A 23,215-nucleotide genomic window follows, 5' to 3' on the forward strand; every position below is an offset into this window, starting at 1 on the left:
GGCAGGACGAGCATGGCAAGACCGCTCTACAAGCGCGTGCTCGTAAAAATCTCCGGTGAGGCATTGATGGGCGAGGCCGGTTTCGGCCTCGACCCTAAAGTCGTTGACCGCATCTCCGCCGATATTGTTTCGCTCCGTTCGCAGAATGTCGAAGTCGCGCTGGTCGTCGGCGGCGGCAATATCTTCCGCGGCGTCCAGGTGGCGGCCAGCGGCATCGACCGCGCCACCGGCGACTATATGGGCATGCTGGCGACCGTCATGAACGCGCTGGCCCTCGGCGCTTCGATCGAGCGGCAGGGCGCTACCTGCCGCGTCATGTCGGCCCTCGAAATGCCGGCCATCTGTGAGACCTTCTCCCGCCAGGCGGCGCTGCGCCATTTCGAGCGCGGCCATGTGATGATCTTCTCGGCCGGCACCGGCAACCCGTTCTTCACGACCGACACCGCCGCCGCCCTCCGGGCGGCCGAGATGGGCTGCGAGGTCCTGCTCAAGGCCACCAATGTCGACGGGGTCTACACCGCCGATCCCAAGCTCGACAAAACCGCCAAGCGCTATGACAAACTGAGCTTCGACGAGGCGCTGGCCCGTGACCTCAAGGTGATGGATGCGGCGGCTTTCGCCCTTGCCCGCGAGAACCGCATTCCTGTAATCGTGTTCTCAATTCACGAACCGGGGTCGATCCAGGCTGCGGTCATGGGCACAGGGCGCGGCACGCTCGTCGGCGCCTGACCTCCGCAAAGATCGGTCCGAAAAAGGACACGGGGGAGAAGATATGGCTGCCGCCTCTTTCGAGATCGACGAAATCAAGCGCCGCATGAACGGCGCCGTCTCGGTGCTCAAGACCGAGCTCGGCGGGCTTCGGACCGGCCGCGCCTCGGTCAACCTGCTCGAGCCGGTGAATGTCGAGGCCTATGGCTCGCATATGCCGCTCAATCAGGTGGCCTCGGTCACCGTGCCGGAGCCGCGCATGCTGTCGGTTCAGGTCTGGGACAAGAGCATGGTCGGCGCCGTCGAGCGGGGCATTCGCGAGGCCAATCTCGGCCTCAACCCCATCATCGAGGGCCAGCTCCTGCGCATTCCGATCCCGGAACTGAACGCCGAGCGCCGGCAGGAGCTTGTTAAGGTTGGACACAAATATGCCGAGCAGGCGCGCATTGCTGTGCGACATGTGCGGCGCGACGGACTTGATCTTTTGAAGAAGCTCGAAAAGGACGGCGATATCACCGAAGATGACGAGCGCCGCAATTCCGATGCCGTGCAGAAAGCGACCGATCAGGCCATTGGCGAGATCGACCAGCTCCTGGCGACAAAGGAAAAGGAAATCACCCAGGTCTAGTTCGACCAGAAAGGTCTGGCCGCGCGGATGAGCGCGATCGAACGCAAAGCTGAGGAGCCCGCCGGAGGCGGTGCTGCGGTCCCCGAGCACATTGCCATCATCATGGATGGCAATGGCCGCTGGGCGGCTGCGCGCGGCTTGCCGCGCGTCGAAGGCCATCGCCGCGGCGTCGAGGCTGTGCGGCGCGCGGTGAAAGCGGCGGGCGAACTCGGCGTGCGGTACCTCACGCTCTACAGCTTCTCGTCCGAAAACTGGTCGCGCCCGAAAAGCGAAATCCTCGATCTGATGAATCTGATGCGCCGTTTCGTGCGCGAGGACCTGGCCGAACTGCACAAGGGCAATGTGCGCGTGCGCATCATCGGCGAGCGGCGGGGCCTTGAAGCCGATATCCGCGCGCTGATCGAAGAGTGCGAAAATCTCACCCGCAATAACACCGCGCTGACGCTCGTCGTCGCCTTTAATTACGGCTCGCGTCAGGAGATCGCCGCGTCCGTACAAAAGATCGCCGCCGACGTTGCAGCCGGTAAAATCAGGCCTGACGAGATCACGCCCGAACTGATCGGGCAGGGGCTCGACACGTCGGGAATCCCCGATCCCGATCTCGTTATCCGCACCTCCGGCGAACAGCGTCTGTCGAATTTTCTTCTGTGGCAGGCGGCCTACGCGGAATTCGTCTTCATTCCGATGCACTGGCCCGATTTCAACCGCGAGGCTCTGGAAGCGGCGCTTGCCGAATATCGCGGCCGCGAGCGGCGTTTCGGCGGGCTGGATTCGGGCCGGCGGTAAAGGCCTCCATGCCGCGCAAAACCTCTGAACTGAAAGCGCGGATCTTCTCCGGCATCGTGATGGCGGGCGCCGCGTTGTTCTGCGCCTGGCAGGGCGGCATTCTGCTGTTTATCTTCTGGCTTGCTGCCGCCATCGCCATTCTCGTCGAATGGTGGAAGCTGACGGGCGCGTCCGTCGGCTGGAAGTTTCCGGGCTTGGTCTATGCGGCGCTGGCGCTCGCGGCTCCCGTCATTTTGCGTATGGACGATGAACTCGGTTTTGCCGCGCTGCTGTGGCTGTTTGCGGTGGTGTGGGTGTCGGATGTGATGGCCTATGTCTGCGGCCGCCTGATCGGCGGGCCGAAGCTCTGGCCGCGCATCTCGCCCAACAAGACCTGGGCCGGTTTTATCGGCGGGACGGGTTTTTCGGTCGCCGCCGCGACGGGAATCGCCTCTTTCTTCGCGGCGCCGGCCCTCATTCCGGTCGCAATCGTCAGCCTTATCGCCGCCGTGATCAGCCAGGGGGGCGACCTTTTTGAGTCCTCCCTGAAACGCCGTTTCGGGGTAAAAGACAGCAGCAAGCTGATCCCCGGTCATGGCGGAGTCATGGACCGGCTCGATGGCTTTGTCCTGGCCGGCGGTTTTGCCCTGATCCTGGGCCTGTTGCGCGGCGGCTTTGAAGCCGCTGGACGCGGAGTTTTAATGTGGTGACAACGGCTTACGACAAGTCCAACCCTCGCAGCGTGACCCTTCTGGGAGCGACGGGTTCGATTGGCCGCTCGACGGTCGATCTGCTGCTCCAGGACCCGGACCGCTACACGGTCGAGGCGGTGGCCTCGGGCAATGACGCCAAAGCCTTGGCCGAGGTCGCCAAAACCCTCAAAGCGAAGATCGCCGTTGTCTCAAACCCTAGCTCTTACAATGAGTTAAAGGAGCTTCTTGCAGACAGCGGCATCGAGACCGCCGCGGGCGAAGAGGCCATGTGCGAGGCTGCTACCCGCAAGGTCGACTGGACGCTCGGCGCCATTGCCGGTGCGGCGGGCCTCCGGCCCACCATCGCCGCGGTGCGTCGGGGCGGAATGATCGGCCTTGCCAACAAGGAATGCCTCGTCTGTGCCGGCGAGGCCTTCATGCGCGACGCGAGGGAGGCAGGGGCCGAGATCCTGCCGGTCGATTCCGAGCACAACGCCATCGCCCAGGCGCTGATGTCCGGCAAGGCCCATGAGGTCTCTAAGATCATCCTGACGGCTTCGGGCGGCCCGTTCCGGACCTGGACGCGCGAGCAGATCGCCGCCGCCAAGCCCGAACACGCCCTGAAGCACCCGACTTGGACGATGGGCCGGAAGGTCACGATCGACAGCGCCAGCCTTATGAACAAGGGGCTGGAACTAATTGAAGCACATCATCTTTTTAATGTCGGAAGCGATCAGCTCGATGTTCTCGTCCACCCCCAGTCGGTGGTTCATGGCCTGGTCAGCTTCTCCGACGGCTCGGTTGTTGCCGGCCTTGCCCCGGCCGATATGCGGGTGCCGATCGCCCATTGCCTCGGCTGGCCGGACCGCCTCGTCACCAATGTGACGCCGCTCGACCTCGCCAAGGTCGGCTCGCTGACCTTCGAGCCGGTCGATCATGCGCGATTCCCGGCGCTTAAACTGGCGCTGGCGGCTCTCGACGAGGGCGGGGGCATTCCGACCATTCTGAACGCCGCGAACGAGATCGCCGTGGCGGCCTTCCTCGACCACAAACTGGACTTTCCGGGTATTCCGCATCTTGTGGAAACCGTGATCGGAAAGGCTAAGGGGAAGGGACTCGCCAGAACCCCGCAAAGCGTGGAAGATGCTCTGAATCTCGATCGGGAAGCGCGGCGCCTGGCGGTCGAGGAATTGCCCACGCCGCCGGTCTTTGCCGCCTGATTGGCGGACGGGAAAACCAATAAAAATGCTGCAGCAGATCATCGATTTCGTTCAATCCGCGCTGCTTTACAGCCTGCCTTATCTCGGCGTGCTGGCCGTCGTGATTTTCATCCACGAAATGGGTCATTTCCTCGTCGCCCGCTGGTGCGGGGTGAAGGTTCTGACCTTCTCGATGGGCTTTGGTCCTGAACTCTGGCACCGCTTCGACAAGCACGGCACGCGCTGGCGCCTCGCCGCCGTCCCGCTCGGCGGTTATGTGAAATTCTACGGCGACGAGAACGCGGCAAGCGCCCCGGCGCGCGATAAACTCGCAAAAATGAGCGCCAAGGAGCGCCGTCTCAGCTTCTCCGGTCAGCCGGTGCTCAAGCGCTCCGCCATTGTCGCGGCCGGGCCGATCGCCAATTTCATCCTGACCATCGCGATTTTCGCCGGCACGTTCTACTTCGTCGGCCGCCCGATCACGGTCGCGCAGGTGGATCGCGTCGCCGAGGGCAGCGCCGCCCAGAAGGCCGGTTTTCAGGTCCGCGACCTGATCCTTGCCATCGACGGTTCGACCATCGAGAGCTTCTCCGACATGCAGCGCATCGTGCGGATCAGCCCCGACCGGACGCTGAATTTCCGCGTTCTGCGCGATGGCCGCGAGATCGACGTCCAGGCGACGCCGCAGCGCCAGGAGGTCAAGGACGTCTTCGGCCAGGTCCACCGGATCGGCATTATCGGCATCAGCCGCAGCGAAGCGGCGGGCGATGTCCGGCACAAGAATTACGGGCTGGGCGAGGCGCTTGTCGCCGGCGTTCAGGAAACCTGGTTCGTCGTCGACCGGACGTTCGACTATATCGGCGGGGTGATCACCGGCCGCGAATCGGCCGATCAGATCTCGGGCCCGATTCGCATCGCCCAGGTCTCGGGGCAGGCGGCCAAGCTCGGCTTCGACGTCCTTCTGAACTTGACGGCGGTGCTGTCCGTGTCGATCGGCCTTCTGAACCTATTCCCAATCCCGCTGCTCGATGGCGGCCATCTGCTCTACTACGCCATCGAAGCGGTAAGAGGCCGTCCTCTCAGTGAAAAAGCTCAAGAATTCGGCTTCAGGATCGGCATCGCCCTGGTTCTGACCCTGATGCTGTTCGCAACCTGGAACGATATTCTGAGTTTTAACCGGTCCTAGTTGCCGCGGGGGCTCGTGGCATCGGTGCCACGCCCCTCTCTGAAAGGCTAAAATCCAAGCAGAAACGGGTTGCGGCGAACGGGAATCCGGTTAAGACCGATACGGCTGAACTGGTGACATTTGCCCGCTGGGTGGGGACCTGGCGGCTGTTAGGGTGGGGACCCCATGACCTTTGTGTACCGCGCGTTTGTACGACTGACCGCGGCCTATCTGTTCGTCGCCGGGCTCGCACTGCTCGGCGGCCTTGTCGCCGTGTCGCCGGCGCTTGCCCAGGCCAACATCACCGTCCGCGGCAACAGCCGCGTCGAAGCCGACGCGATCCGTGCCCATTTCTCCACCGCTCCCGGCGAACGCCTCGACAACGTCAAGATCGATGAAGCTGTGAAGTCGCTCTACGCGACCGGCCTGTTCGAAGACGTCCGCGTTGCCCGCACCGGCGGCGGCCTCACGGTCACGGTCGTCGAAAACGCGGTGCTGAACCGCGTCTATTTCGAAGGCAACCAGAAGATCAAGGACGCGACGCTTGCGGCTGAGGTTCAGTCGAAGTCACGCGGTCCGTACAGCCAGACCGCGATCCAGAGCGACACCACCCGCATTCTCGAACTCTATCGCCGCGCCGGCCGCTACAACGCGACCGTCGAGCCGCAGGTCATTTCGCGCCCCAATGGCCGCGTCGATCTCGTCTTCAAGATCAACGAAGACTCGAAATCGAAAATCTCTGAAATCGAATTCGTCGGCAACGAAGCTTTCTCGGACGGCCGCCTGCGCGACGAGATGACGACGACCGAGTCGAATTTCATGAGCTGGCTGAAGACCTCGGACGTCTACGACACCGATCGTGTCAACGCCGACCTCGAACTCGTCCGCCGCTTCTATCTGAGCAAGGGCTATGCGGATTTCCGTATTGTCTCGTCGGAAGTGAACTACAGCAATGAGAGCAACGCCTTCGTCATCAAGGTGACGGTGGAAGAGGGCCCGATCTACAAATTCGCCGATGTGGGCGTCGAATCGACGGTCGCCGATGTCGATCCGAAAGTGCTCGAAGGGCTCATCAAGGGCGGCAAGGGCGATGTCTACAGCGCGACCGATGTCGAGAAGACGGTCGAGCAGATGTCGATCGAGCTTGCGACGCAGGGCTACGCTTTCGCGCAGGTTCGTCCGCGCGGCTCGCGCGACTACGAGAACCACACGGTGTCCGTCACCTATTCGGTGGAAGAGGGCGCGCGCGTATATGTCGAGCGCATCAATGTCCGCGGCAATACCCGTACGCGTGACTACGTCATTCGCCGCGAGTTCGATCTCGCCGAAGGCGATGCCTATAACCAGGCGCTGATCAATCGCGCAGAGCGCCGACTGAACCGTCTTGGCTTCTTCAAGGCTGTCCGCATCACGTCCGAGCCTGGCTCATCGCCGGACCGCCTGATTGTGAACGTCGATGTTGAAGATCAGCCCACCGGTGAATTCTCGGTCTCGGGCGGCTATTCGTCGGCCGACGGCCTGATCGCGGAATTCTCTGTCGCCGAAAAGAACCTCTTCGGCCGCGGCTATTATGTGAAGATCGGCACGACCCAGGGTGAGCGCACCTCGGGTTATGACCTCAGCTTCACCGACCCCTATTTCCTCGGACGCCGTATCTCGGCGGGCTTCGACCTGTACCAGAAGGAACGTAAGAATTCGGATTATAACGCCTACGACCTCGATACGGTCGGCGGCGCTCTGCGTCTCGGGTTCCCGATCACTGACCCTCTGACCTTCGGCGTGAATTATCAGATATATAATCGCGACATCAGCATCGATTCCGGTCTCACAGACGGCTGCTCGGAGAGCCCGTGCGCTGACCCGAGCGATGATCCGGAAGAAGCGTCGATCGCGCTGCAGGAAGCGGAAGGCGACACGCTGACCTCGCTGGCCGGCTACTCCTTCGTCTATAACTCGCTCGACAGCGTGCAGAATCCGAAGAACGGCATCCGCGCCGAATTCCGCCAGGATTTTGCCGGTCTCGGCGGCGATGCGGAATTCGTCCGTACGACCTTTGACGGCCGCTATTATCACGAGCTGCCGGCCGATCTCGTCGGCTTCGTGCGCCTGCAGGCCGGCCACATCGTCGGCTGGGGTGATGGAGATCTGACGATCCTCGACCATTTCAACAAGGGTCCGGATCTCGTCCGCGGCTTCGAGCCGTCGGGCATCGGCCCGCGCGACCGCGATACAGGTGACTCGCTTGGCGGCACCTATTACATCGGCGGTACGGCTGAAGTTCAGTTCCCGCTTCCGGTCATTCCGAAAGAGCTTGGTCTTAAGGGTGCGGTGTTTGCCGATGTCGGCACTTTGGCCGGCTACGAAGGTTGCGATCCCTGCACGGTTTCGTCGGGCACGTTCGACATCGATGTCGACCCGGCCGATGACATCCGTTCGTCGGTTGGCGTGTCGCTGCTGTGGCAGTCGCCCATGGGCCCGCTGCGCTTCGATTACGCCTGGGCGATCACCAAAGCCGACGCCGACGAAGAGCAGAACTTCCGCTTCTCCGGTGGCGGCCGGTTCTGATAGACCGGGCCTGGGCGGCCGTCCGGCCGCCTGGCTTTTTTCCGGTTCCGGCTGATGGGTGATCCTCGTTTCTTTGCTGCGCCTGATGCGGTGTCCCTTTCGGACATCGCGGCGGCGACGGGCGCGGAGCTCCGCGGCGATGGCAGCCGTGTCGTGACCGGCGTTGCCGCCATCGAGCAAGCCGGCCCTTCCGATCTCGCTTATCTCGACAACGCCGCCTACGGCTCTGCGATCGCAACGACGCGCGCTGCTGCGGTGGTCGTTGCACGCAAGCTTTTGGACAAAGCGCCCGCCGGTTTGACGCTTCTTGTGACGGATGATCCGTACCGCGTCTTCGCCCAGGCGGCCGCCAAACTATTCCCCGCCGCGATGCGCAGTGCGCCGGTGTTCCAGGAGCGCGGGATCGCGCCCGGCGCCTTTGTCCATCCCGATGCCCGTCTCGAACAGGATGTTACCGTCGATCCCGGCGCGGTGATCGGGCCGCGTGCTGAAATAGGATCCGGCAGCGTCATCTGCGCCAATGCGGTGATCGGCCCCGATGTCCGTATCGGCCGGTCCTGCAGCATCGGCCCAGGCTCGAGCATCGTGCATGCGCTGATCGGCAACCGCGTCACCATCCACCCGGGGGCGCGGATCGGGCAGGACGGCTTCGGCTATGCCATGGGCCGCAAGGGCCATCTGAAAGTGCCGCAGATCGGCCGCGTCATAATCCAGGACGATGTCGATATCGGCGCCGGCACTTGTATCGACCGCGGCTCGACGCGCGACACGATCATCGGCGAAGGCACCAAGATCGATAACCTCGTCCAGATCGCCCATAACGTGGTGATCGGCCGCCATTGCATCATCGTTTCGCAGGTCGGCATTTCCGGCTCCTGCACGCTCGGGGATTTTGCCGTTCTCGGCGGCCAGGTGGGCCTGGCCGGCCATCTCGACATCGGTGCGGGGGCCCAGATCGGGGCCCAGTCCGGGGTCATGCAGGACGTTCCGCCCGGCGCCAGGATGGGCGGTTCTCCGGCTTTGCCAATGCGGGAGTGGCTCCGTATAACGGCCATCCTGCGCAAGATGACCCGTAAGGGCGCCCCGGACGAGAAGCTCTGAAGGATAAGACTCCGTGACGGAAACGAAGACGCTGGATTCGGCAGACATTGGCCGGATCCTCCAATATCTGCCCCATCGCTACCCGTTCCTCCTGATCGACAAGATCATCGAGATGAATGGCGATGAGAGCTGCATCGGCATCAAGAATGTCACGATCAACGAACCGCATTTTCAGGGGCATTTCCCTAAAATGCCGATCATGCCGGGCGTTCTTCTGATCGAGGCGATGGCGCAGACCGCCGGCGCGCTGTGGGTCTCGGCCAATGGTGCCGACAAGCCGAAGCTCGTCTATTTCGTCACGATCGATAATTGCAAATTCCGCAAGCCGGTCGTCCCGGGCGATCAGGTCCGTATTCACATCCAGAAGATCAAGGGACGTCAGGGCATCTGGTGGTTCCGCGGCATCGCAAAGGTCGACGATCAGGTCGTCGCCGAAGCCGATGTCTCCGCCCGTATTGCCGACGCCTGATCATGTCGAAAATTCACGCAACGGCGATCATCGAGGACGGAGCGCGCATCGGCGACGATGTGACGATTGGGCCTTATTGCCATATCGGACCCGATGTCGAACTCGGCGCGGGCAGCGAGCTGCAATCCCATGTGGTGCTCGCCGGCCGCACGAAGATCGGCGTCCGCACGCGCATTTATCCCTTCGCCTCGCTCGGCCATCCGCCGCAGGACCTGAAATACAGAGGCGAGCTGTCAACGCTCTCGATCGGCGACGAATGCCTGATCCGCGAAGGCGTGACGATGAACCCCGGCACCGAGGGCGGCGGCATGAAAACCGTTGTCGGCAGCCGCTGTGCGTTTCTCGCCGGCTCGCATGTCGGCCATGACTGCCATGTCGGCGACAATGTCATCCTGTCGAACAATGTGATGCTCGCCGGTCATGTGAGCGTCGGCGATTTTGTCATCATGGGCGGCGGGTCGGCGATCGCGCAGTTCCACCGTATCGGTGCGCATGCCTTTGTCGGCGGCCTGACCGGCGTACGCGGCGATCTCATTCCGTACGGACTTGCGACCGGCGACTGGGCGCGACTCGAAGGTCTCAATCTCGTCGGCCTGAAGCGCCGCAATTTCGATCGCGATCAGGTCAATGCGCTGCGCCGCGCCTATCGCCTGCTCTTTGCCGATGAAGGCACGCTGTCGGAACGTGTCAACGATGTGGCGGAAGAATTTGCCGGCGTTCCCATTGTGCAGGAGGTGGTGGACTTCCTGCGCAGCGCCGGAGATCGCGCGATCTGCACGCCGCGCGAGACCGCAGGCTAAAGTGACAGCGGCCGCGCCCCTTGCGCTGGTGTGCGGCGCCGGGCAGTTTCCGCTCGCTGTAGCGGACGCGGTGACGGCATCCGGTCGTCCCATCTATCTCATCGGCGTGCGCGGAGCGGCCGATCCGGCCATTTCGAAATATCCGCATGACTGGATTGGCATGGGCCGCCTCGGGCGCATGCTGAGGCTGGCGCGAGACGCGGGCGCGAAAGACATCGCCTTTGTCGGAGCGGTGCCGCGTCCGTCGATGAGTCTCGATTTCATTCCCGATCTGCGCTTCCTCAAACTGATGCTGCGCTATCTCGGCGGCGGCGATAACGACATGCTCACGCATTTCGCCCGCGAGGTGGAGAGCAAGGGCCTGCGCGTGCGGGGCGTGCACGAAGTCGCGCCCGGACTCATTCTGCCTTCGGGCGTGATCGGCAAGCATGTGCCGTCCGCCGAGGCACAGGCGGCGGCCCTGCTTGGTATGGAGGTGCTGGGTGCTCTCGGTCCGTACGATATCGGGCAGGGCGCGGTCGTTGCCGATCGCCGCGTCATCGCGATTGAGGCCGCGGAAGGCACGGATGCGATGCTCGAACGTGTCGCAGATCTGCGCAGCTCCGGCCGCCTGAAGACCGCCGCGGGCAAGAGCGTGTTCGTGAAGGCCTCAAAACGTGGGCAGGATCTCAGGCTCGATACGCCCGCCATCGGCACGGCGACCGTCGAGAAGGTGAAGCAGGCGGGGCTTGCCGGCATCGCTGTTGCGGCCGGCCAGGTGATGACGCCCGATCTCGGCGCGCTGATCGATGCCGCGGATAAAGCCGGGCTCTTCATCTTCGGTGTGGAACCGAGCGCATGAGTTTTCCGCTCGATATCTTCATCGTCGCCGGCGAGCATTCAGGCGATCAGCTCGGTTTCAAGCTGATCCGCGCGCTGCGCGAGGAGACCGATATTTCCGTGCGCGGCGTCGGCGGGCCTTTGATGGCGGGTGAGGGGGTAGCGAGCCTCTTTCCGCTCGAAGACATCGCAGTGATGGGTTTTTCGGCGGTGATCGCGCGATTGCCGCTCTTGAAGCGCCGCATCGATGAGACAGTTGCGGCGATCCTGGCGAACCCGCCCGACGTTCTCGTCATCATCGACAGCCCAGATTTCACGCACCGCGTCGCCAAAGCCGTGCGCAAGAAGCTCAGGCGCCTGCCGGTCGTCGATTATGTGTCGCCCTCGGTCTGGGCATGGCGGTCCGGCCGCGCGCGGAAAATGCGCGCCTATGTCGATAAGGTTCTGGCGCTGCTGCCCTTCGAGCCGGACGCGCACCTTCGCCTTGGCGGACCCGACTGCGTCTATGTCGGCCACCCGCTGATCGAACGTCTCTCCGAGCTCCGCCCAATGCAAGGCGAGCGCAAACCCGTTGCCAATGGCGTCAATCTCCTCGTTCTGCCGGGAAGCCGCGGCTCCGTCGTGCGGCGGCATATGCCTCTCTTCGGCGAGGTGCTGAAACGTCTCGGCACGGCAAACCTTGCCGTCACCATTCCGGCGGTACCGAAACTTGCCGATGAGATTTCCGAACTCGCCAGCACCTGGCCGCTCGCGCCGCGTCTCGTTTCGGGCGAAGCTGAAAAGTTCGCGGCCATGCGCGCGGCCAATGTTGCGCTCGCCGCGTCCGGCACATCGACGCTCGAGTTGGCATTGTCAGGGGTGCCGCTGATCGGCGCCTACCGCGTCGAGCCGCTGGCGAACATTGTCCGCCATTTCGTCAAGATCGAAGCGCCGCACATTCTTCTGCCCAATCTCGTTCTCGGCCAGCGCGCCATTCCCGAATTCGTCGCGGGCGACGCCAGGCCGGAGCGGATTGCACCGGCGCTTGAGCTGCTGTTCGGCGATACGCCGCAGCGCCGCGCACAGGAAACGGCATTGCGCGCGCTCGATGAACGCATGAAAGTGGAGGACGCGCCCAGCAGGCTTGCGGCGCGCGAAATCCTCAAGCTCGTGCGGGGCATCTGACGGATGAATATTCTGCTTGTTCCCGGCCTCGGCAATTCCGGGCCAGATCACTGGCTCTCTCATTGGGAAAAGGCGCTGCCGGCGCCGCGCGCCGAACTCGGCGAGTGGGACGATCCTTATCCGGAGAATTGGATCGCAAACCTCGACGCGGCCGTGCGCGAGGCGGGGCGCGATGTCGTGATTGTGGCGCACAGTCTTGGCTGCGCGACGGTCGCGCATTGGGCGAAGAAGGGCGGACGCGCTGTGCAGGCGGCGATGCTGGTTGCGCCGGCCGATGTCGATTCAGATGCGCATGTGCCGCCGCAGGCGCGGCGCTTTGGGCCGATGCCGATGGAGAAGCTGCCTTTCGCGTCGATGGTCGTGGCATCCACGAACGACCCTTACGCCGATATTGCGCGGTCGGAAGCGTTTGCGAAGGCCTGGGGATCGCGCTTCGTCAATCTCGGCGCGCTCGGGCATATCAATGCCGACAGCGCTCTCGGATCCTGGCCGAAGGGCCGCGCGCTGCTTCTGGAGCTGGCGCGCGGCTGAAGGCGTTTAGCGCTTGGCGAGCGGAGTGTAAGTACGCTCGGCAGCGCCCTTGTAGAGCTGGCGAGGACGGCCGATACGCTGTTCCGGATCCTCGATCATTTCCTTCCACTGCGCGATCCAGCCGACCGTGCGGGCGACCGAGAACAGCACCGTGAACATCGAGGTGGGGAAGCCCATCGCACGCAGCGTGATGCCCGAATAGAAGTCGATATTCGGGTAGAGCTTGCGTTCGATGAAGTATTCATCGTGCAGCGCGACCTTTTCGAGTTCGATCGCGACCTGCAGAAGCGGATCGTCGGCATGGCCGATCTCGGCGAGAACCTCTTTCGAGGTCTGCTGCATGATCTTGGCGCGCGGATCGTAGTTTTTGTAGACGCGATGGCCGAAGCCCATCAGGCGGAAGCTGTCGTTCTTGTCTTTCGCGCGGGCGACGAATTCCGGAATGCGGTCGGCCGTACCGATCTCTTCCAGCATTTTCAGCGCCGCTTCGTTGGCGCCGCCATGCGCCGGACCCCAGAGGCAGGCAATGCCCGCCGCGATGCAGGCGAAGGGATTGGCGCCCGACGAGCCGGCAAGACGCACCGTCGAGGTCGAGGCGTTCTGCTCGTGATCGGCGTGCAGCGTGAAGATGCGGTCCATCGCGCGGGCGAAGACCGGGTTCACCTTGTAGTCCTCGCACGGCACGGCAAAGCACATGCGCAGGAAGTTCGAGGCGTAGTCGAGATCGTTCTGCGGATAAATGAAGGGCTGGCCGATATGGTATTTATAGGCCATCGCCGCGAGCGTCGGGACTTTGGCGATCATGCGGATCGAGGCGATCTCGCGTGCCATCGGATCCGTGATGTCGGTCGAGTCATGATAGAAGGCGGCCATGGCGCCAACACTCGCCACCATCACCGACATTGGATGCGCGTCGCGGCGGAAGCCGGTGAAGAAGCGCATCATCTGCTCATGCACCATTGTGTGGCGCGTGACGCGGGTTTCGAAATCGGTCTTCTGCTTTTTGCTCGGCAGTTCGCCGTACAGAAGCAGATAGCAGCACTCGATGAAATCGCCGCCTTCGGCGACGTCTTGGATCGGGTAACCGCGATAGCGGAGAATGCCTTCGTCGCCGTCGATATAGGTGATCGTCGAGGCGCAGCTCGCCGTCGAGGTGAATCCGGGATCGTATGTAAACTTGCCCGTCAGCGCGTACAGCTTCGAAATGTCGATGACTTCAGGCCCGGTAGAGCCTTCCAGAACGGGAAATTCGATCGATTTATTGTCCACGATCAGGGTGGCAGTTTTCCCGCTCATGCACTCTCCTATTGTCCGCAACCAAGAGGCACTCCGTATGCCACGGAATTGCCAATTTTGATTAAAGGCCAAAGGCCTTCCCTCAGCAAGGGAAGGGCGCTTCACCCTTATGTCAGGCGGCCTGATCCTCCAGGCGCGCAAGGCTTTCCTCGCGGCCGAGAATGGCCAGAACCTCGAAAATCGGGGGAGATACCATCTTGCCCGTAAGGGCTGCGCGCAGCGGCTGAGCCACCTGGCCGAGCTTTGCGCCTTCGGCTTCGGCAAAGGCGCGCACTTCCGCTTCGGCGCTTTCGGCGCTCCACGTATCCAGCGCTGCGAGGCGGGTTTTCAGCCGCTTGAGCTTTTCGCGGGTGTCGGAGGCCGCGAGGGCTTCGGAAGCCTTCTCGTCGAGTTTCAGCGGCCGCGCATCAAGCAGGAAGCTCGCATTGTCGAGCAGTTCGATGAAGGTTTTGGCGCGCTCTTTCATCGCCGGCAGGGCTGCGCGGAACGCATCCCAGAGCCCCGCGTCGAGCTTGGCTTGCGCGTCCTTGCCGCCCGGCAGATAGGGCAGCGAGGTTTTGAAGATCGCGATCAGTTCCTCATCGGGTGTCGCGCGCATGTAATGCCCGTTGAGGTTTTCGAGCTTGTCATAGTCGAAGCGGGCGGCGGAGCGGCCGACGGCGTCGAGGCCGAAGGCGGCGACCATTTCATCGGTCGAGAAGATTTCCTGATCCTTGTGACTCCAGCCGAGGCGCACAAGGTAATTACGCAATGCGACGGGCATATAACCCATTTCGCGGTAGGCCTCGACGCCGAGCGCGCCGTGGCGCTTGGACAGCTTGGCGCCGTCCGGCCCGTGGATCAGCGGGATATGCGCCATGCGCGGCACGTGCCAGCCGAGCGCGTTGTAGATCTGGATCTGCCGCGCGGCGTTGGTCAGATGGTCGACACCGCGAATGATGTCGCTGACGCCCATATCGTGATCGTCGACGACGACGGCGAGCATATAGGTCGGCGAGCCGTCCGAACGCAGCAGGACAAGATCGTCGAGATCTGCATTCGGGAAGGTCACCGTTCCCTGCACGGCATCGTCCACCACGGTCTCGCCGGCATTGTCGACGCGCAGGCGCACCACGGGCTTGATGCCGGGAGGGGCGGTCGCGGGATCGCGGTCGCGCCAGCCGCCGTCATAGCGAGGCGGCTTGCCGGCCGCGAGCGCGTTGGCGCGCATCGCCTCCAGCTCTTCGACCGTGTCATAGGCATAATAGGCGGCCTTCTTGGCCAGCAGATCGTCCACCACCGCGCGATGCCGGTCGGCCCGCGAGAACTGGAAGACAGGGTCGCCGTCCCAATCGAGGCCCAGCCATTGCAGCCCGTCGAGGATCGCGGCAATGGCGTCCTCGGTCGAACGCGCCCGGTCGGTATCCTCGATGCGCAGCAGCATCTTGCCGCCTTTGTTCTTGGCGAACAGCCAGTTGAACAAAGCGGTCCGGGCTCCTCCGATATGGAGGAAGCCGGTGGGCGAGGGTGCGAAACGGGCAATGACGGGTTCGGTCATGGGCAATTCGGGGCATTTCAACGGATACGGGAAACGGCCTTTAAGCCAAGGCGCGCGCCCGTGTAGCATCCCCGCCGGTTGAGGGAAACCTTGTGTCCGAACCGGGGCTAAAACCACGTAAAGGTGCGCGGGCGGCAGCGGCCGCCCGTCCCGGACGTGCCATTGCCGGTCTCGATGTCTCCGAAGCGATGAGCGGGCTCTGGAGCCGCTTTACGGCCGCGCTGGAGACGGAACGGGAGGAGGGGCGGTTCTTCCTCTTCCTGCCGGTCGCGGCCATTGGCGGGGTCCTTCTGTTCTTTGCCGCCGGGCGGGACCCGGAGCCGCTTGCGGCTCTTGCCGCTTTCGCTGTCCTCGCCGGTCTGGCGCTGGCCGCACGGGCACGGCCCACCGTCTTTCCCGCTGTCATGCTCGCCGCGGCGTTTGCGGCGGGCTTTCTGTCGGCGGCGCTGAGGACTGAGCGTGTTGCGGCTCCCATACTCGAACAGCCGGTGCGTGGGTCTGTCACCGGCATGGTCGAAAGCGTCGAGCCGCGGCCGCGCGGCACGAGGATCGTCATCCGCGTCGAGACGCTGGCCGATCTTCCGCCTGTGAAAAGACCCGAGCGTGTTCGCGTCACCGTGCCGAGGCTCGAAGGCGCCGAGGCGGGACACCGCGTTTCGGTCGAGGCGTTGTGGCGTCCGCCGCCGGGGCCGGTGCGCCCGCGTGGCCATGATTTTGCACGCGATGCGTTCTTCCTCGGGATCGGCGCCGTCGGCAGTGAGGGGCGCCCGCCGGTTTTGCTGGCGGCCAACGCAGAGCCCGGTTTCGTTGAGCGTGTCTCCGCGCGTATGGACGTGCTGCGCAATAAGGTGACGGCGCGCATCCTGTCCGTGGTCGACGGCGATGAGGGTGCAATTGCCGCGGCGCTCGTCACCGGCCAGCGCGGCGAGATTTCGTCGAAAGCCAATGATGCGCTGCGCGCCGCAGGACTCTACCACATCATTTCGATTTCCGGCCTGCACATGGCGCTGTTCGGCGGCTTCCTGTTCGGCGCGGTGCGGTTCGGGCTGGTGCTGATGCCGGGCTTTGGCCTGAGGCATCCGGTCAAGAAATATGCGGCGCTAATCGCCGTTCTCGGCGCCAGTTTTTATCTCGCGATGTCGGGCGCAGAGGTTGCCGCCCAGCGCAGCTTCGTGATGATCGCGATTGTCTTTCTCGCGGTGATGTTCGACCGGCAGGGCATCACCATGCGCAATCTCGCCCTTGCGGCCTTTGCCGCCATTCTCCTCATTCCGGAAGCCGTGCTCGGGCCGAGCTTCCAGATGTCGTTCTGCGCGGCGATGGCCATTGTCGCATGGTTTGAATGGGCGCGGCGCCGCGCGCCCGATGAGGCGCAGGAAGCCCGGCGCGGCGGCTTTGCACGCTTTCTCAAAATCTATTTCGGCGGCATCGTTGCGACGACGATTGCCGCAACGCTTGCGACCTCGCCCTTTGCTGCGTTCCATTTCCAGCGCATCGCTCTGCATTCGCTGCCCGGCAATCTGATCGCGCTTCCTATCGTCGGCATTCTCGTGATGCCGTTCGCGCTGTTCGGTCTCATCCTGATGCCGTTCGGTCTCGACATGGCGGCCTGGCATGTCATGGGTTTCGGCATCGGCCTGATGCTGGGAATTGCCGAATGGATCGCCAGCTGGCCGGCGGCAAGCCTGGCGCTGCCGGCCTTTCCGGCGCTCGCCGCGCTCTGTCTTGCCGCGGGGCTCGTTCTTATTTCGCTGCTCACAACACGCCTGCGCTGGCTGGGCCTCGCGCCCTTCGCGGCAGGTATCGTTCTTGCCGCATCGCCCGCACAGCCGGACATTTACATCGACGCGACGGGGCGCGCTGCTGCGGTGCGCGGCACGGATGGAAAGCTCGGTCTTGCCGGCACCCGTTATTCAGGCTTTGCCGCCTCGACCTGGCTTGCGGCGGACGGCGATCTGAGACCCGCGCGCGACAAGACAGCGGCGCAATATGTGCGTTGCGACGCTTTCGGCTGCACGGCGCCGCTGCCGGACGGGCGCATATTCGCGCTGTCCTGGAGCTATGCCGCTTTGCGCGAGGATTGCACGCGCGCGGCCATTGTGGTGACGCGCCTCATCGCGCCGCCGACGTGCCGGGAAACGGCCCATGTGATCGACGCCGCCGATCTGGCAAAGACTGGTGCCGTGGCGCTGACGCTTTCGAAGGACGGGTCGTTCGCGGTCGAAGCCGCACGCGGTGCGTCGGAGCGTGTCTGGCACGGGCATGTCCAGACGCCGAGAGGCCCGGCTTTTGCCGGGCCTCTGGTCGAAACGGATTCCGTTTTCGGAGACGAAATTGAGGACGAAGATGATGAGAGCGCCGAAGACAGCGCGCTCTGATCAGTATCGACGAATAAGCCCGACGAGCTTGCCCTGAACTCGCACACGATCAGGTCCGAAAATGCGGGTCTCGTAAGCGGGGTTCGCGGCTTCGAGCGCGATGGAGGCGCCGCGCTTACGAAGGCGCTTCAGCGTCGCTTCCTCATCGTCGACGAGAGCGACGACGATATCGCCGGTATCGGCGCTATCGGATTTGCGTATGACGACGACATCGCCTTCGAGAATGCCGGCCTCGATCATCGAGTCGCCGCGCACTTCGAGGGCGAAGTGATCGCCGCCCGAAATCATTTCCGGCGGCACTGCGATGGTGTGGCTGCGGGTCTGGATGGCCTCGATCGGCACGCCGGCGGCGATGCGGCCCATGACCGGGACGGAGACCGAATTATAGACATCGACCTCTTCCGCCTCGACAGGCTTCGGGCGTGAGCGGCCAAGGCCGCCCTCGATGACACCCGGCGAAAACTTGCCCGCCGCGGGACGCATATTGGGCGCCGAGCTCTCCGGCAGACGGACAACTTCGAGGGCGCGGGCGCGGTTGGGCAGGCGGCGGATGAAGCCGCGTTCTTCCAGGGCCGTAATGAGGCGGTGAATCCCCGATTTGGAGCGCAGGTTCAGCGCGTCCTTCATCTCGTCGAAGCTCGGCGGAACGCCGGATTCCCGAAGCCGCTCATGGATATAGCGGAGTAGTTCATGCTGCTTGCGCGTCAACATAAGAGCCTCTTGGCCGGCCGGAATCAGGCCGAAACAAATCAGGAACAGGACCGTAACTGTTCCTTATGTGTTCTGCAACGGTTAAGATCAGGTTGAGACGACGAAGGGCGCAGTGCGAAGCGGCGTATTCGGTGTTAATTGCGGCGCGATGGAGCTCTCGCCCGACCTTATTCTCATCCTTGCCGGTGTCGCCTTCGTTGCCGGTTTCGTTGATTCGATTGCCGGCGGCGGGGGCCTTTTGAACGTTCCGGCCATGCTGCTCGCCGGCATGGATCCGGTCTCGACACTCGCGACGAATAAACTTCAGGGCATGTTCGGCGTCGGCGCCGCCTCGCTGCAATATGTGCGGCACGGGGTGACGAGCTGGCGGGCGATGCGCTGGATGATGCTGGCTTCGGGCGTGGCGGCCCTCTTCGGCGCGGCTCTCGTCACCAGCCTGCCGACCCAGCATCTGAAGGCGGCGCTGCCTTTCGTTCTTCTGGTGATCGCCCTTTATTTCCTCCTGTCGCCGCGGCTCGGCGATGTCGAAGCGGAGCCGCGCCTGAAAGAGGGAGTGTTCGCCTCCACCGTCGTTCCCGCCATCGGCTTTTACGACGGGGCCATCGGGCCCGGCACGGGCTCGTTCTTTGCGCTTGGGTTCATCACGCTGCGCGGGGAAGACATCCTGCGCGCCACCGGCAAGACCAAGCTTCTTAACTTCGCCAGCAATGTCGGCGCCTTCGTTTTCTTCCTGTTTGCCGGGAAGATCGTCTGGCTGACGGGGATCGGCATGGCCATCGGCAGCGTGCTCGGCGCGCGGCTTGGGGCGACGCTTGCGGTAAAAGCCGGCGGCAAGATCATCAAGCCGGTGCTTGTGCTCGCCTGTTCGGCCATGGCGATAAAGCTGCTGTCGGATCCCGCGCATCCGATCTGGGCCTTTTTTGCCGGCTAAAGCCCCCGTACTTACGTTCGTCTCCGGTCCGGCCTTTTGGCGTTCGGCGTGACAAATTGCATTGCAAACCGAACACAACCATAGATAAACTATAAATGGTTTTGCAATCGTCGGGGGACGGCATGAAATATCCTGGACGCGTCATCGAACCCTCGGAAACCGACAAGGCTCTGCTCGGCAAGATCGCGGCAAAGCTCGGCGCACGCGGATATGCGGTGCCCGAGCCGCATCACGCTTACACGCCCGCTTTTGCAGCGGCGGTGAAGCTCTTTCAGTCGCAGAACGTCTCGGCCAGCGGCTTCCCACTGAAGATCGACGGCAAGATCGGCCCCATCACCTGGGGCGCGATTTTCGAACAGGAACCGGTCGAGGCGGGCAGCAACGATCTGGTCAACCGCTCCCTGGAAATCGCCATCTCGCAGCTCGGCGTGATGGAAAAACCTCTCGGCTCGAATGGCGGGCCGGAAGTGGATCAGTATCTCAAATCGGTCGGCCTCGGCACCGGCTTCTTCTGGTGCATGGCGTTCGTCAACTGGTGCATCCAGAAGGCGGGCGCCGATCTCGGCAAGACAGTGAAGTTTCCGCGCACCGGCGGCTGCGTGAAGGCCTGGAACGATGCGGTCGCAGGCGGCCCGAAATCAGCGGTGCTGACGGCCGCGGATGCACGTACATCTCCGGGAAAAGTGAAACCGGGCGCGGTTTTCATCCTCAGCTACGGCAAGGGGCTCGGGCATACCGGTTTTGTGCGCTCCAATGCCGGCGGCGCGCTGATCACCGTCGAAGGCAATACCAATCAGGACGGCAGCCGCAGCGGGCTGGGCGTGTTCGAACTCAAACGCCGCAATGTGATGGACGCGCAGTTGAAGGGATTCATCCTGCCTTATTGAGCCGCGGCTTCACTCCGCCGCCGCTCTGACTCCGCCGATCCAGGCGTCGAGATCGGCTTTCGCGCGCGCTGTAACCGCGCTTTTTTTGAGCCGGGCTTTGTCCGGACCGCGCAGACGCGGTCCGCCCGGTTCGCGTTTCGGTTTCTCGACCGGCGGAAACAGGCCGAAATTGACGTTCATCGGCTGGAACGAGCGCTTGGTGTTCTCATCTCCCTCGACCGCAATATGTCCGCCGGTGATATGGCCGAGCAGCGCGCCGAAGGCCGTCGTATCCGGCGGCACATCGGCCGTGCGGCCGAGACGCTCGGCGGCGGCAAAGCGCCCGGCGAGAAGGCCGATGGCGGCGCTCTCGACATAGCCTTCGCAGCCGGTGATCTGGCCGGCAAAGCGCAAACGCGGATCGGCTTTGAGGCGCAGCACCGGATCGAGCAGGCGCGGCGAGTCGAGAAACGTATTGCGGTGCAGGCCGCCGAGCCGCGCGAACTCGGCTTTCTCAAGCCCCGGGATCATCCGGAACACATCGGCCTGCGCGCCGTGGCGGAGCTTGGTTTGAAAGCCCACCATGTTGAACAAAGTGCCGAGCGCATTGTCCTGCCTAAGCTGGACGATGGCATAGGCCTTCACCTCGGGATTGTGCGGATTGGTCAGGCCGACCGGCTTCATCGGTCCGTGGCGCAGCGTTTCCGGCCCGCGCTCGGCCATGATCTCGATGGGCAGGCAGCCATCGAAATAGGGCGTGTTCGCTTCCCAGTCCTTAAAGTCGATCTTTTCGCTGGAGACGAGCGTCTGTACGAAACGCTCATACTGCTCCTTGTCCATCGGGCAGTTGATATAATCGGCGCCGGTGCCGCCCGGTCCCGCTTTGTCATAGCGCGACTGGAACCAGCAAACATTCATGTCGATGGAATCGAAATGCACGATGGGCGCAATCGCATCGAAGAAAGCGAGAGCATCGCGACCGGTGATCTCGCGGATCGCATCTGCCAAAGCCGGCGAGGTGAGGGGGCCGGTCGCGACAATGACATTGTCCCAGTCGGCGGGCGGAAGACCCGCGATCTCGCTGCGCTCGATTGTAATCAAATCATGGCTTTCGAGCGCGGAGGTCACCGCCGCCGAAAAGCCATCGCGGTCGACGGCAAGCGCGCCGCCGGCCGGCACCTGATGAGCATCGCCGGCGCGCATGATCAGCGAGTTGAGGCGCCGCATCTCCCAATGAAGGAGGCCGACCGCATTGGCCTCGCTGTCGTCCGAGCGGAACGAGTTCGAGCATACGAGTTCGGCCAGCCCGTCGGTCTTGTGGGCGTCCGTCGAGCGCACAGGGCGCATTTCGTGGAGGATGACCGGCACCCCGGCTTCGGCGATCTGAAAAGCGGCTTCGGACCCGGCGAGGCCCCCGCCGACGACATGGACTGGTTTCATGGCCGGGAACCTAGGCGAGTGAGTCCCCCGGTTCAATCCGCTTGCGTGTGACACGAGGATGTAGGAACCATGACGCCGAAGAGCGAGTTTTTTTCCTATGCGCGACGGCCTTGAAACCCACGGATTGAAAAGACTTTACCTTGCCAGCCTGAACACGGCGCGGGGCATGAAGGCCGCCGCCCGCAGCGAGGCTGCGCTGCGCGAGGAGCTTTTCATCCTTATTCTGTCCGTGCCGCTGGCGCTGCTTCTGGCGCCGAGCATCGGCTGGTATGTGGCGATGATCGGCGTGATCCTCGCCATTCTCGCCATCGAGCTTCTCAACACCGCAATCGAAAAACTCGCCGATCACGTGACACCTGAATTTCATCAGACCATCGGCATGGTGAAAGACATGGGCTCGGCCGCTGTCGGCTGCGGCCTTGCGCTCGGCCTGCTCATCTGGGGCGGGGCTGCCATCGTAAAATTTGATCTTTTGGACAAGGTGCGCGTTCTTCTGGGCGCTTAACCCGCGGAGCACCTGTTGGCCGATCTTCTCTTTTACATGATGACCCCGCCGTCGCGGGCCTCGATCGTGCGCTGGATGCTCGAAGAGCTCGGCGAGCCTTACGACACGCATGTGCTCGACCGCAGCCGCGACGAACAGCGCGGCTCCGACTATCTCAAGATCAATCCCATGGGCAAAGTGCCGGCGCTGCAGCATGGCGATGCGCTGGTGACCGAAGCCGCCGCCATCTGCCTTTATCTTGCCGATGCATTTCCGAAAGCAGGATTGAACATTGCGATCGGCGATCCCTTGCGGGGCCGTTTCCTGAAATGGCTGTTCTTTGCGCCGAGCTGCATCGAACCGGCGATCCTCGACATCGCCTTTCCCCGGGAGAAGGCCCCGCCGCGCAGCGCTGCGGGCTATGGCGATTTTCATACGGTGATGAATGTCGTTGCCGATGCGGTGCGGGGGCGTCCCTACATCGTCGGCGAGACATTTTCGGCGGCCGATGTCGTGATCGCCTCGCAGCTGCGCTGGGGTCAGAGTTTCGGTGTCGTGCCGCGGCGTGAGGAGTTCAACGCCTATCTTGCCGGGTTTGAGCAGCGTCCGGCCTTCAAGCGCGCAGTCGATCTCGATGCGCAACTGAAGAAGCCGTCCTGAACCCTGCCGCGATGCTGAAAATTAAAAAGCCCGCCGGAGAGGCGGGCTTTTGTGTGTGCGGATACGCTTACGCTTACGCGACGTAGGTAATGAAAGCGGCACCGCCGCCGATCAAAACGCATGCTACGAAAGCAAAGAGAGCGAATTCGTCGGAAGAACTCATGGCTACGCCCCTGTGTCTGTGTTGCCCGGTTTTTAGGGCCGTCCTGTTTCCCGGAGATGTCGTCTAAACTTTCAGGGACGAAACAAAGTTTCGTCGACAATGCAATTTATTCGCGCAGGTTTCGCGGTTGCAGGGTATCGGTT

Annotated in this window: 22 protein-coding genes; 18 read left to right on the forward strand and 4 right to left on the reverse strand. The window is 63.1% G+C overall.

Going from position 1 to position 23,215, the window contains the following annotated elements; genetic code table 11:
• The first annotated feature begins 12 nt into the window (after positions 1–12).
• From pyrH to IZ6_RS07610, 13 genes are all read left to right on the forward strand, one after another.
• Positions 13–729 carry a UMP kinase gene (pyrH, locus tag IZ6_RS07550; protein ID WP_222877375.1) on the forward strand — a complete coding sequence of 239 codons (717 nt, stop codon included), beginning with the start codon at positions 13–15 and terminating at the stop codon, positions 727–729.
• A gap of 43 nt (positions 730–772) precedes the next feature.
• Positions 773–1,336 carry a ribosome recycling factor gene (frr, locus tag IZ6_RS07555; protein WP_222877376.1) on the forward strand — a complete coding sequence of 188 codons (564 nt, stop codon included), beginning with the start codon at positions 773–775 and terminating at the stop codon, positions 1,334–1,336.
• Positions 1,337–1,363: 27 nt separating this feature from the next.
• Positions 1,364–2,122 (forward strand): isoprenyl transferase, encoded by a 759-nt coding sequence (locus tag IZ6_RS07560; protein ID WP_222877377.1) that lies wholly within the window; start codon positions 1,364–1,366, stop codon positions 2,120–2,122.
• Between the two features lie 8 nt (positions 2,123–2,130).
• A complete protein-coding gene (locus IZ6_RS07565) occupies positions 2,131–2,811 on the forward strand; it encodes a phosphatidate cytidylyltransferase (protein WP_222877378.1) in 681 nt (226 codons plus the stop codon).
• Positions 2,808–4,013 carry a 1-deoxy-D-xylulose-5-phosphate reductoisomerase gene (dxr, locus tag IZ6_RS07570; RefSeq protein WP_225874035.1) on the forward strand — a complete coding sequence of 402 codons (1,206 nt, stop codon included), beginning with the start codon at positions 2,808–2,810 and terminating at the stop codon, positions 4,011–4,013. Before IZ6_RS07565 ends, dxr begins: the two co-directional genes overlap by 4 nt.
• Before the next feature lie 25 nt (positions 4,014–4,038).
• Positions 4,039–5,178 (forward strand): RIP metalloprotease RseP, encoded by a 1,140-nt coding sequence (gene rseP / locus IZ6_RS07575; RefSeq protein WP_222877380.1) that lies wholly within the window; start codon positions 4,039–4,041, stop codon positions 5,176–5,178.
• 165 nt (positions 5,179–5,343) lie between these two features.
• Positions 5,344–7,722: an outer membrane protein assembly factor BamA gene (bamA, locus tag IZ6_RS07580; protein ID WP_222877381.1), complete on the forward strand. Its 2,379-nt coding sequence runs from the start codon at positions 5,344–5,346 to the stop codon at positions 7,720–7,722.
• 54 nt (positions 7,723–7,776) lie between these two features.
• A complete protein-coding gene (lpxD, locus tag IZ6_RS07585; protein WP_222877382.1) occupies positions 7,777–8,823 on the forward strand; it encodes a UDP-3-O-(3-hydroxymyristoyl)glucosamine N-acyltransferase in 1,047 nt (348 codons plus the stop codon).
• Positions 8,824–8,836: 13 nt separating this feature from the next.
• A complete protein-coding gene (gene fabZ / locus IZ6_RS07590) occupies positions 8,837–9,292 on the forward strand; it encodes a 3-hydroxyacyl-ACP dehydratase FabZ (RefSeq protein ID WP_222877383.1) in 456 nt (151 codons plus the stop codon).
• 2 nt (positions 9,293–9,294) lie between these two features.
• A complete protein-coding gene (gene lpxA, locus IZ6_RS07595; RefSeq protein WP_222877384.1) occupies positions 9,295–10,092 on the forward strand; it encodes an acyl-ACP--UDP-N-acetylglucosamine O-acyltransferase in 798 nt (265 codons plus the stop codon).
• Between the two features lies 1 nt (position 10,093).
• Positions 10,094–10,933 carry an LpxI family protein gene (locus tag IZ6_RS07600; RefSeq protein ID WP_225874036.1) on the forward strand — a complete coding sequence of 280 codons (840 nt, stop codon included), beginning with the start codon at positions 10,094–10,096 and terminating at the stop codon, positions 10,931–10,933.
• Complete coding sequence (lpxB, locus tag IZ6_RS07605; protein WP_222877386.1) at positions 10,930–12,075, forward strand: lipid-A-disaccharide synthase; 1,146 nt, start codon at positions 10,930–10,932, stop codon at positions 12,073–12,075. Before IZ6_RS07600 ends, lpxB begins: the two co-directional genes overlap by 4 nt.
• A 3-nt stretch (positions 12,076–12,078) precedes the next feature.
• Positions 12,079–12,606, forward strand: coding sequence for an RBBP9/YdeN family alpha/beta hydrolase (locus tag IZ6_RS07610; RefSeq protein ID WP_222877387.1), 528 nt, complete (start codon positions 12,079–12,081; stop codon positions 12,604–12,606).
• Positions 12,607–12,612: 6 nt separating this feature from the next.
• Here IZ6_RS07610 and gltA read toward each other — a convergent pair whose 3' ends face one another.
• On the reverse strand, positions 12,613–13,902 hold the full coding sequence (gene gltA, locus IZ6_RS07615; protein WP_222877388.1) for a citrate synthase: 1,290 nt from the start codon (positions 13,900–13,902) through the stop codon (positions 12,613–12,615).
• A 112-nt stretch (positions 13,903–14,014) separates the two neighbouring features.
• A complete protein-coding gene (gltX, locus tag IZ6_RS07620) occupies positions 14,015–15,439 on the reverse strand; it encodes a glutamate--tRNA ligase (RefSeq protein ID WP_222877389.1) in 1,425 nt (474 codons plus the stop codon).
• 92 nt (positions 15,440–15,531) lie between these two features.
• On the opposite strand from gltX, the gene IZ6_RS07625 reads away from it, so the two are divergent.
• Positions 15,532–17,817 (forward strand): ComEC/Rec2 family competence protein, encoded by a 2,286-nt coding sequence (locus IZ6_RS07625; RefSeq protein WP_222877390.1) that lies wholly within the window; start codon positions 15,532–15,534, stop codon positions 17,815–17,817.
• On the opposite strand, the gene lexA is transcribed toward IZ6_RS07625, so the two are convergent.
• On the reverse strand, positions 17,818–18,528 hold the full coding sequence (gene lexA, locus IZ6_RS07630) for a transcriptional repressor LexA (protein WP_222877391.1): 711 nt from the start codon (positions 18,526–18,528) through the stop codon (positions 17,818–17,820). It abuts the gene before it with no gap.
• A gap of 112 nt (positions 18,529–18,640) precedes the next feature.
• On the opposite strand from lexA, the gene IZ6_RS07635 reads away from it, so the two are divergent.
• Positions 18,641–19,459 carry a TSUP family transporter gene (locus IZ6_RS07635; RefSeq protein ID WP_338054684.1) on the forward strand — a complete coding sequence of 273 codons (819 nt, stop codon included), beginning with the start codon at positions 18,641–18,643 and terminating at the stop codon, positions 19,457–19,459.
• Between the two features lie 122 nt (positions 19,460–19,581).
• Positions 19,582–20,346, forward strand: coding sequence for a CHAP domain-containing protein (locus tag IZ6_RS07640; protein ID WP_222877392.1), 765 nt, complete (start codon positions 19,582–19,584; stop codon positions 20,344–20,346).
• 9 nt (positions 20,347–20,355) lie between these two features.
• On the opposite strand, the gene trmFO is transcribed toward IZ6_RS07640, so the two are convergent.
• A complete protein-coding gene (gene trmFO, locus IZ6_RS07645; RefSeq protein ID WP_222877393.1) occupies positions 20,356–21,765 on the reverse strand; it encodes a methylenetetrahydrofolate--tRNA-(uracil(54)-C(5))-methyltransferase (FADH(2)-oxidizing) TrmFO in 1,410 nt (469 codons plus the stop codon).
• A 97-nt stretch (positions 21,766–21,862) separates the two neighbouring features.
• Between trmFO and IZ6_RS07650 the strand changes: the two genes are divergently transcribed.
• Positions 21,863–22,270, forward strand: coding sequence for a diacylglycerol kinase (locus tag IZ6_RS07650; protein WP_225874037.1), 408 nt, complete (start codon positions 21,863–21,865; stop codon positions 22,268–22,270).
• A 15-nt stretch (positions 22,271–22,285) separates the two neighbouring features.
• Complete coding sequence (locus tag IZ6_RS07655; protein WP_222877394.1) at positions 22,286–22,909, forward strand: glutathione S-transferase family protein; 624 nt, start codon at positions 22,286–22,288, stop codon at positions 22,907–22,909.
• Positions 22,910–23,215: the final 306 nt, after the last annotated feature.

The sequence above is a fragment of the Terrihabitans soli genome (assembly GCF_014191545.1).
In the GTDB taxonomy this organism is placed as follows: Bacteria; Pseudomonadota; Alphaproteobacteria; order Rhizobiales; family Methylopilaceae; genus Flaviflagellibacter; species Flaviflagellibacter soli.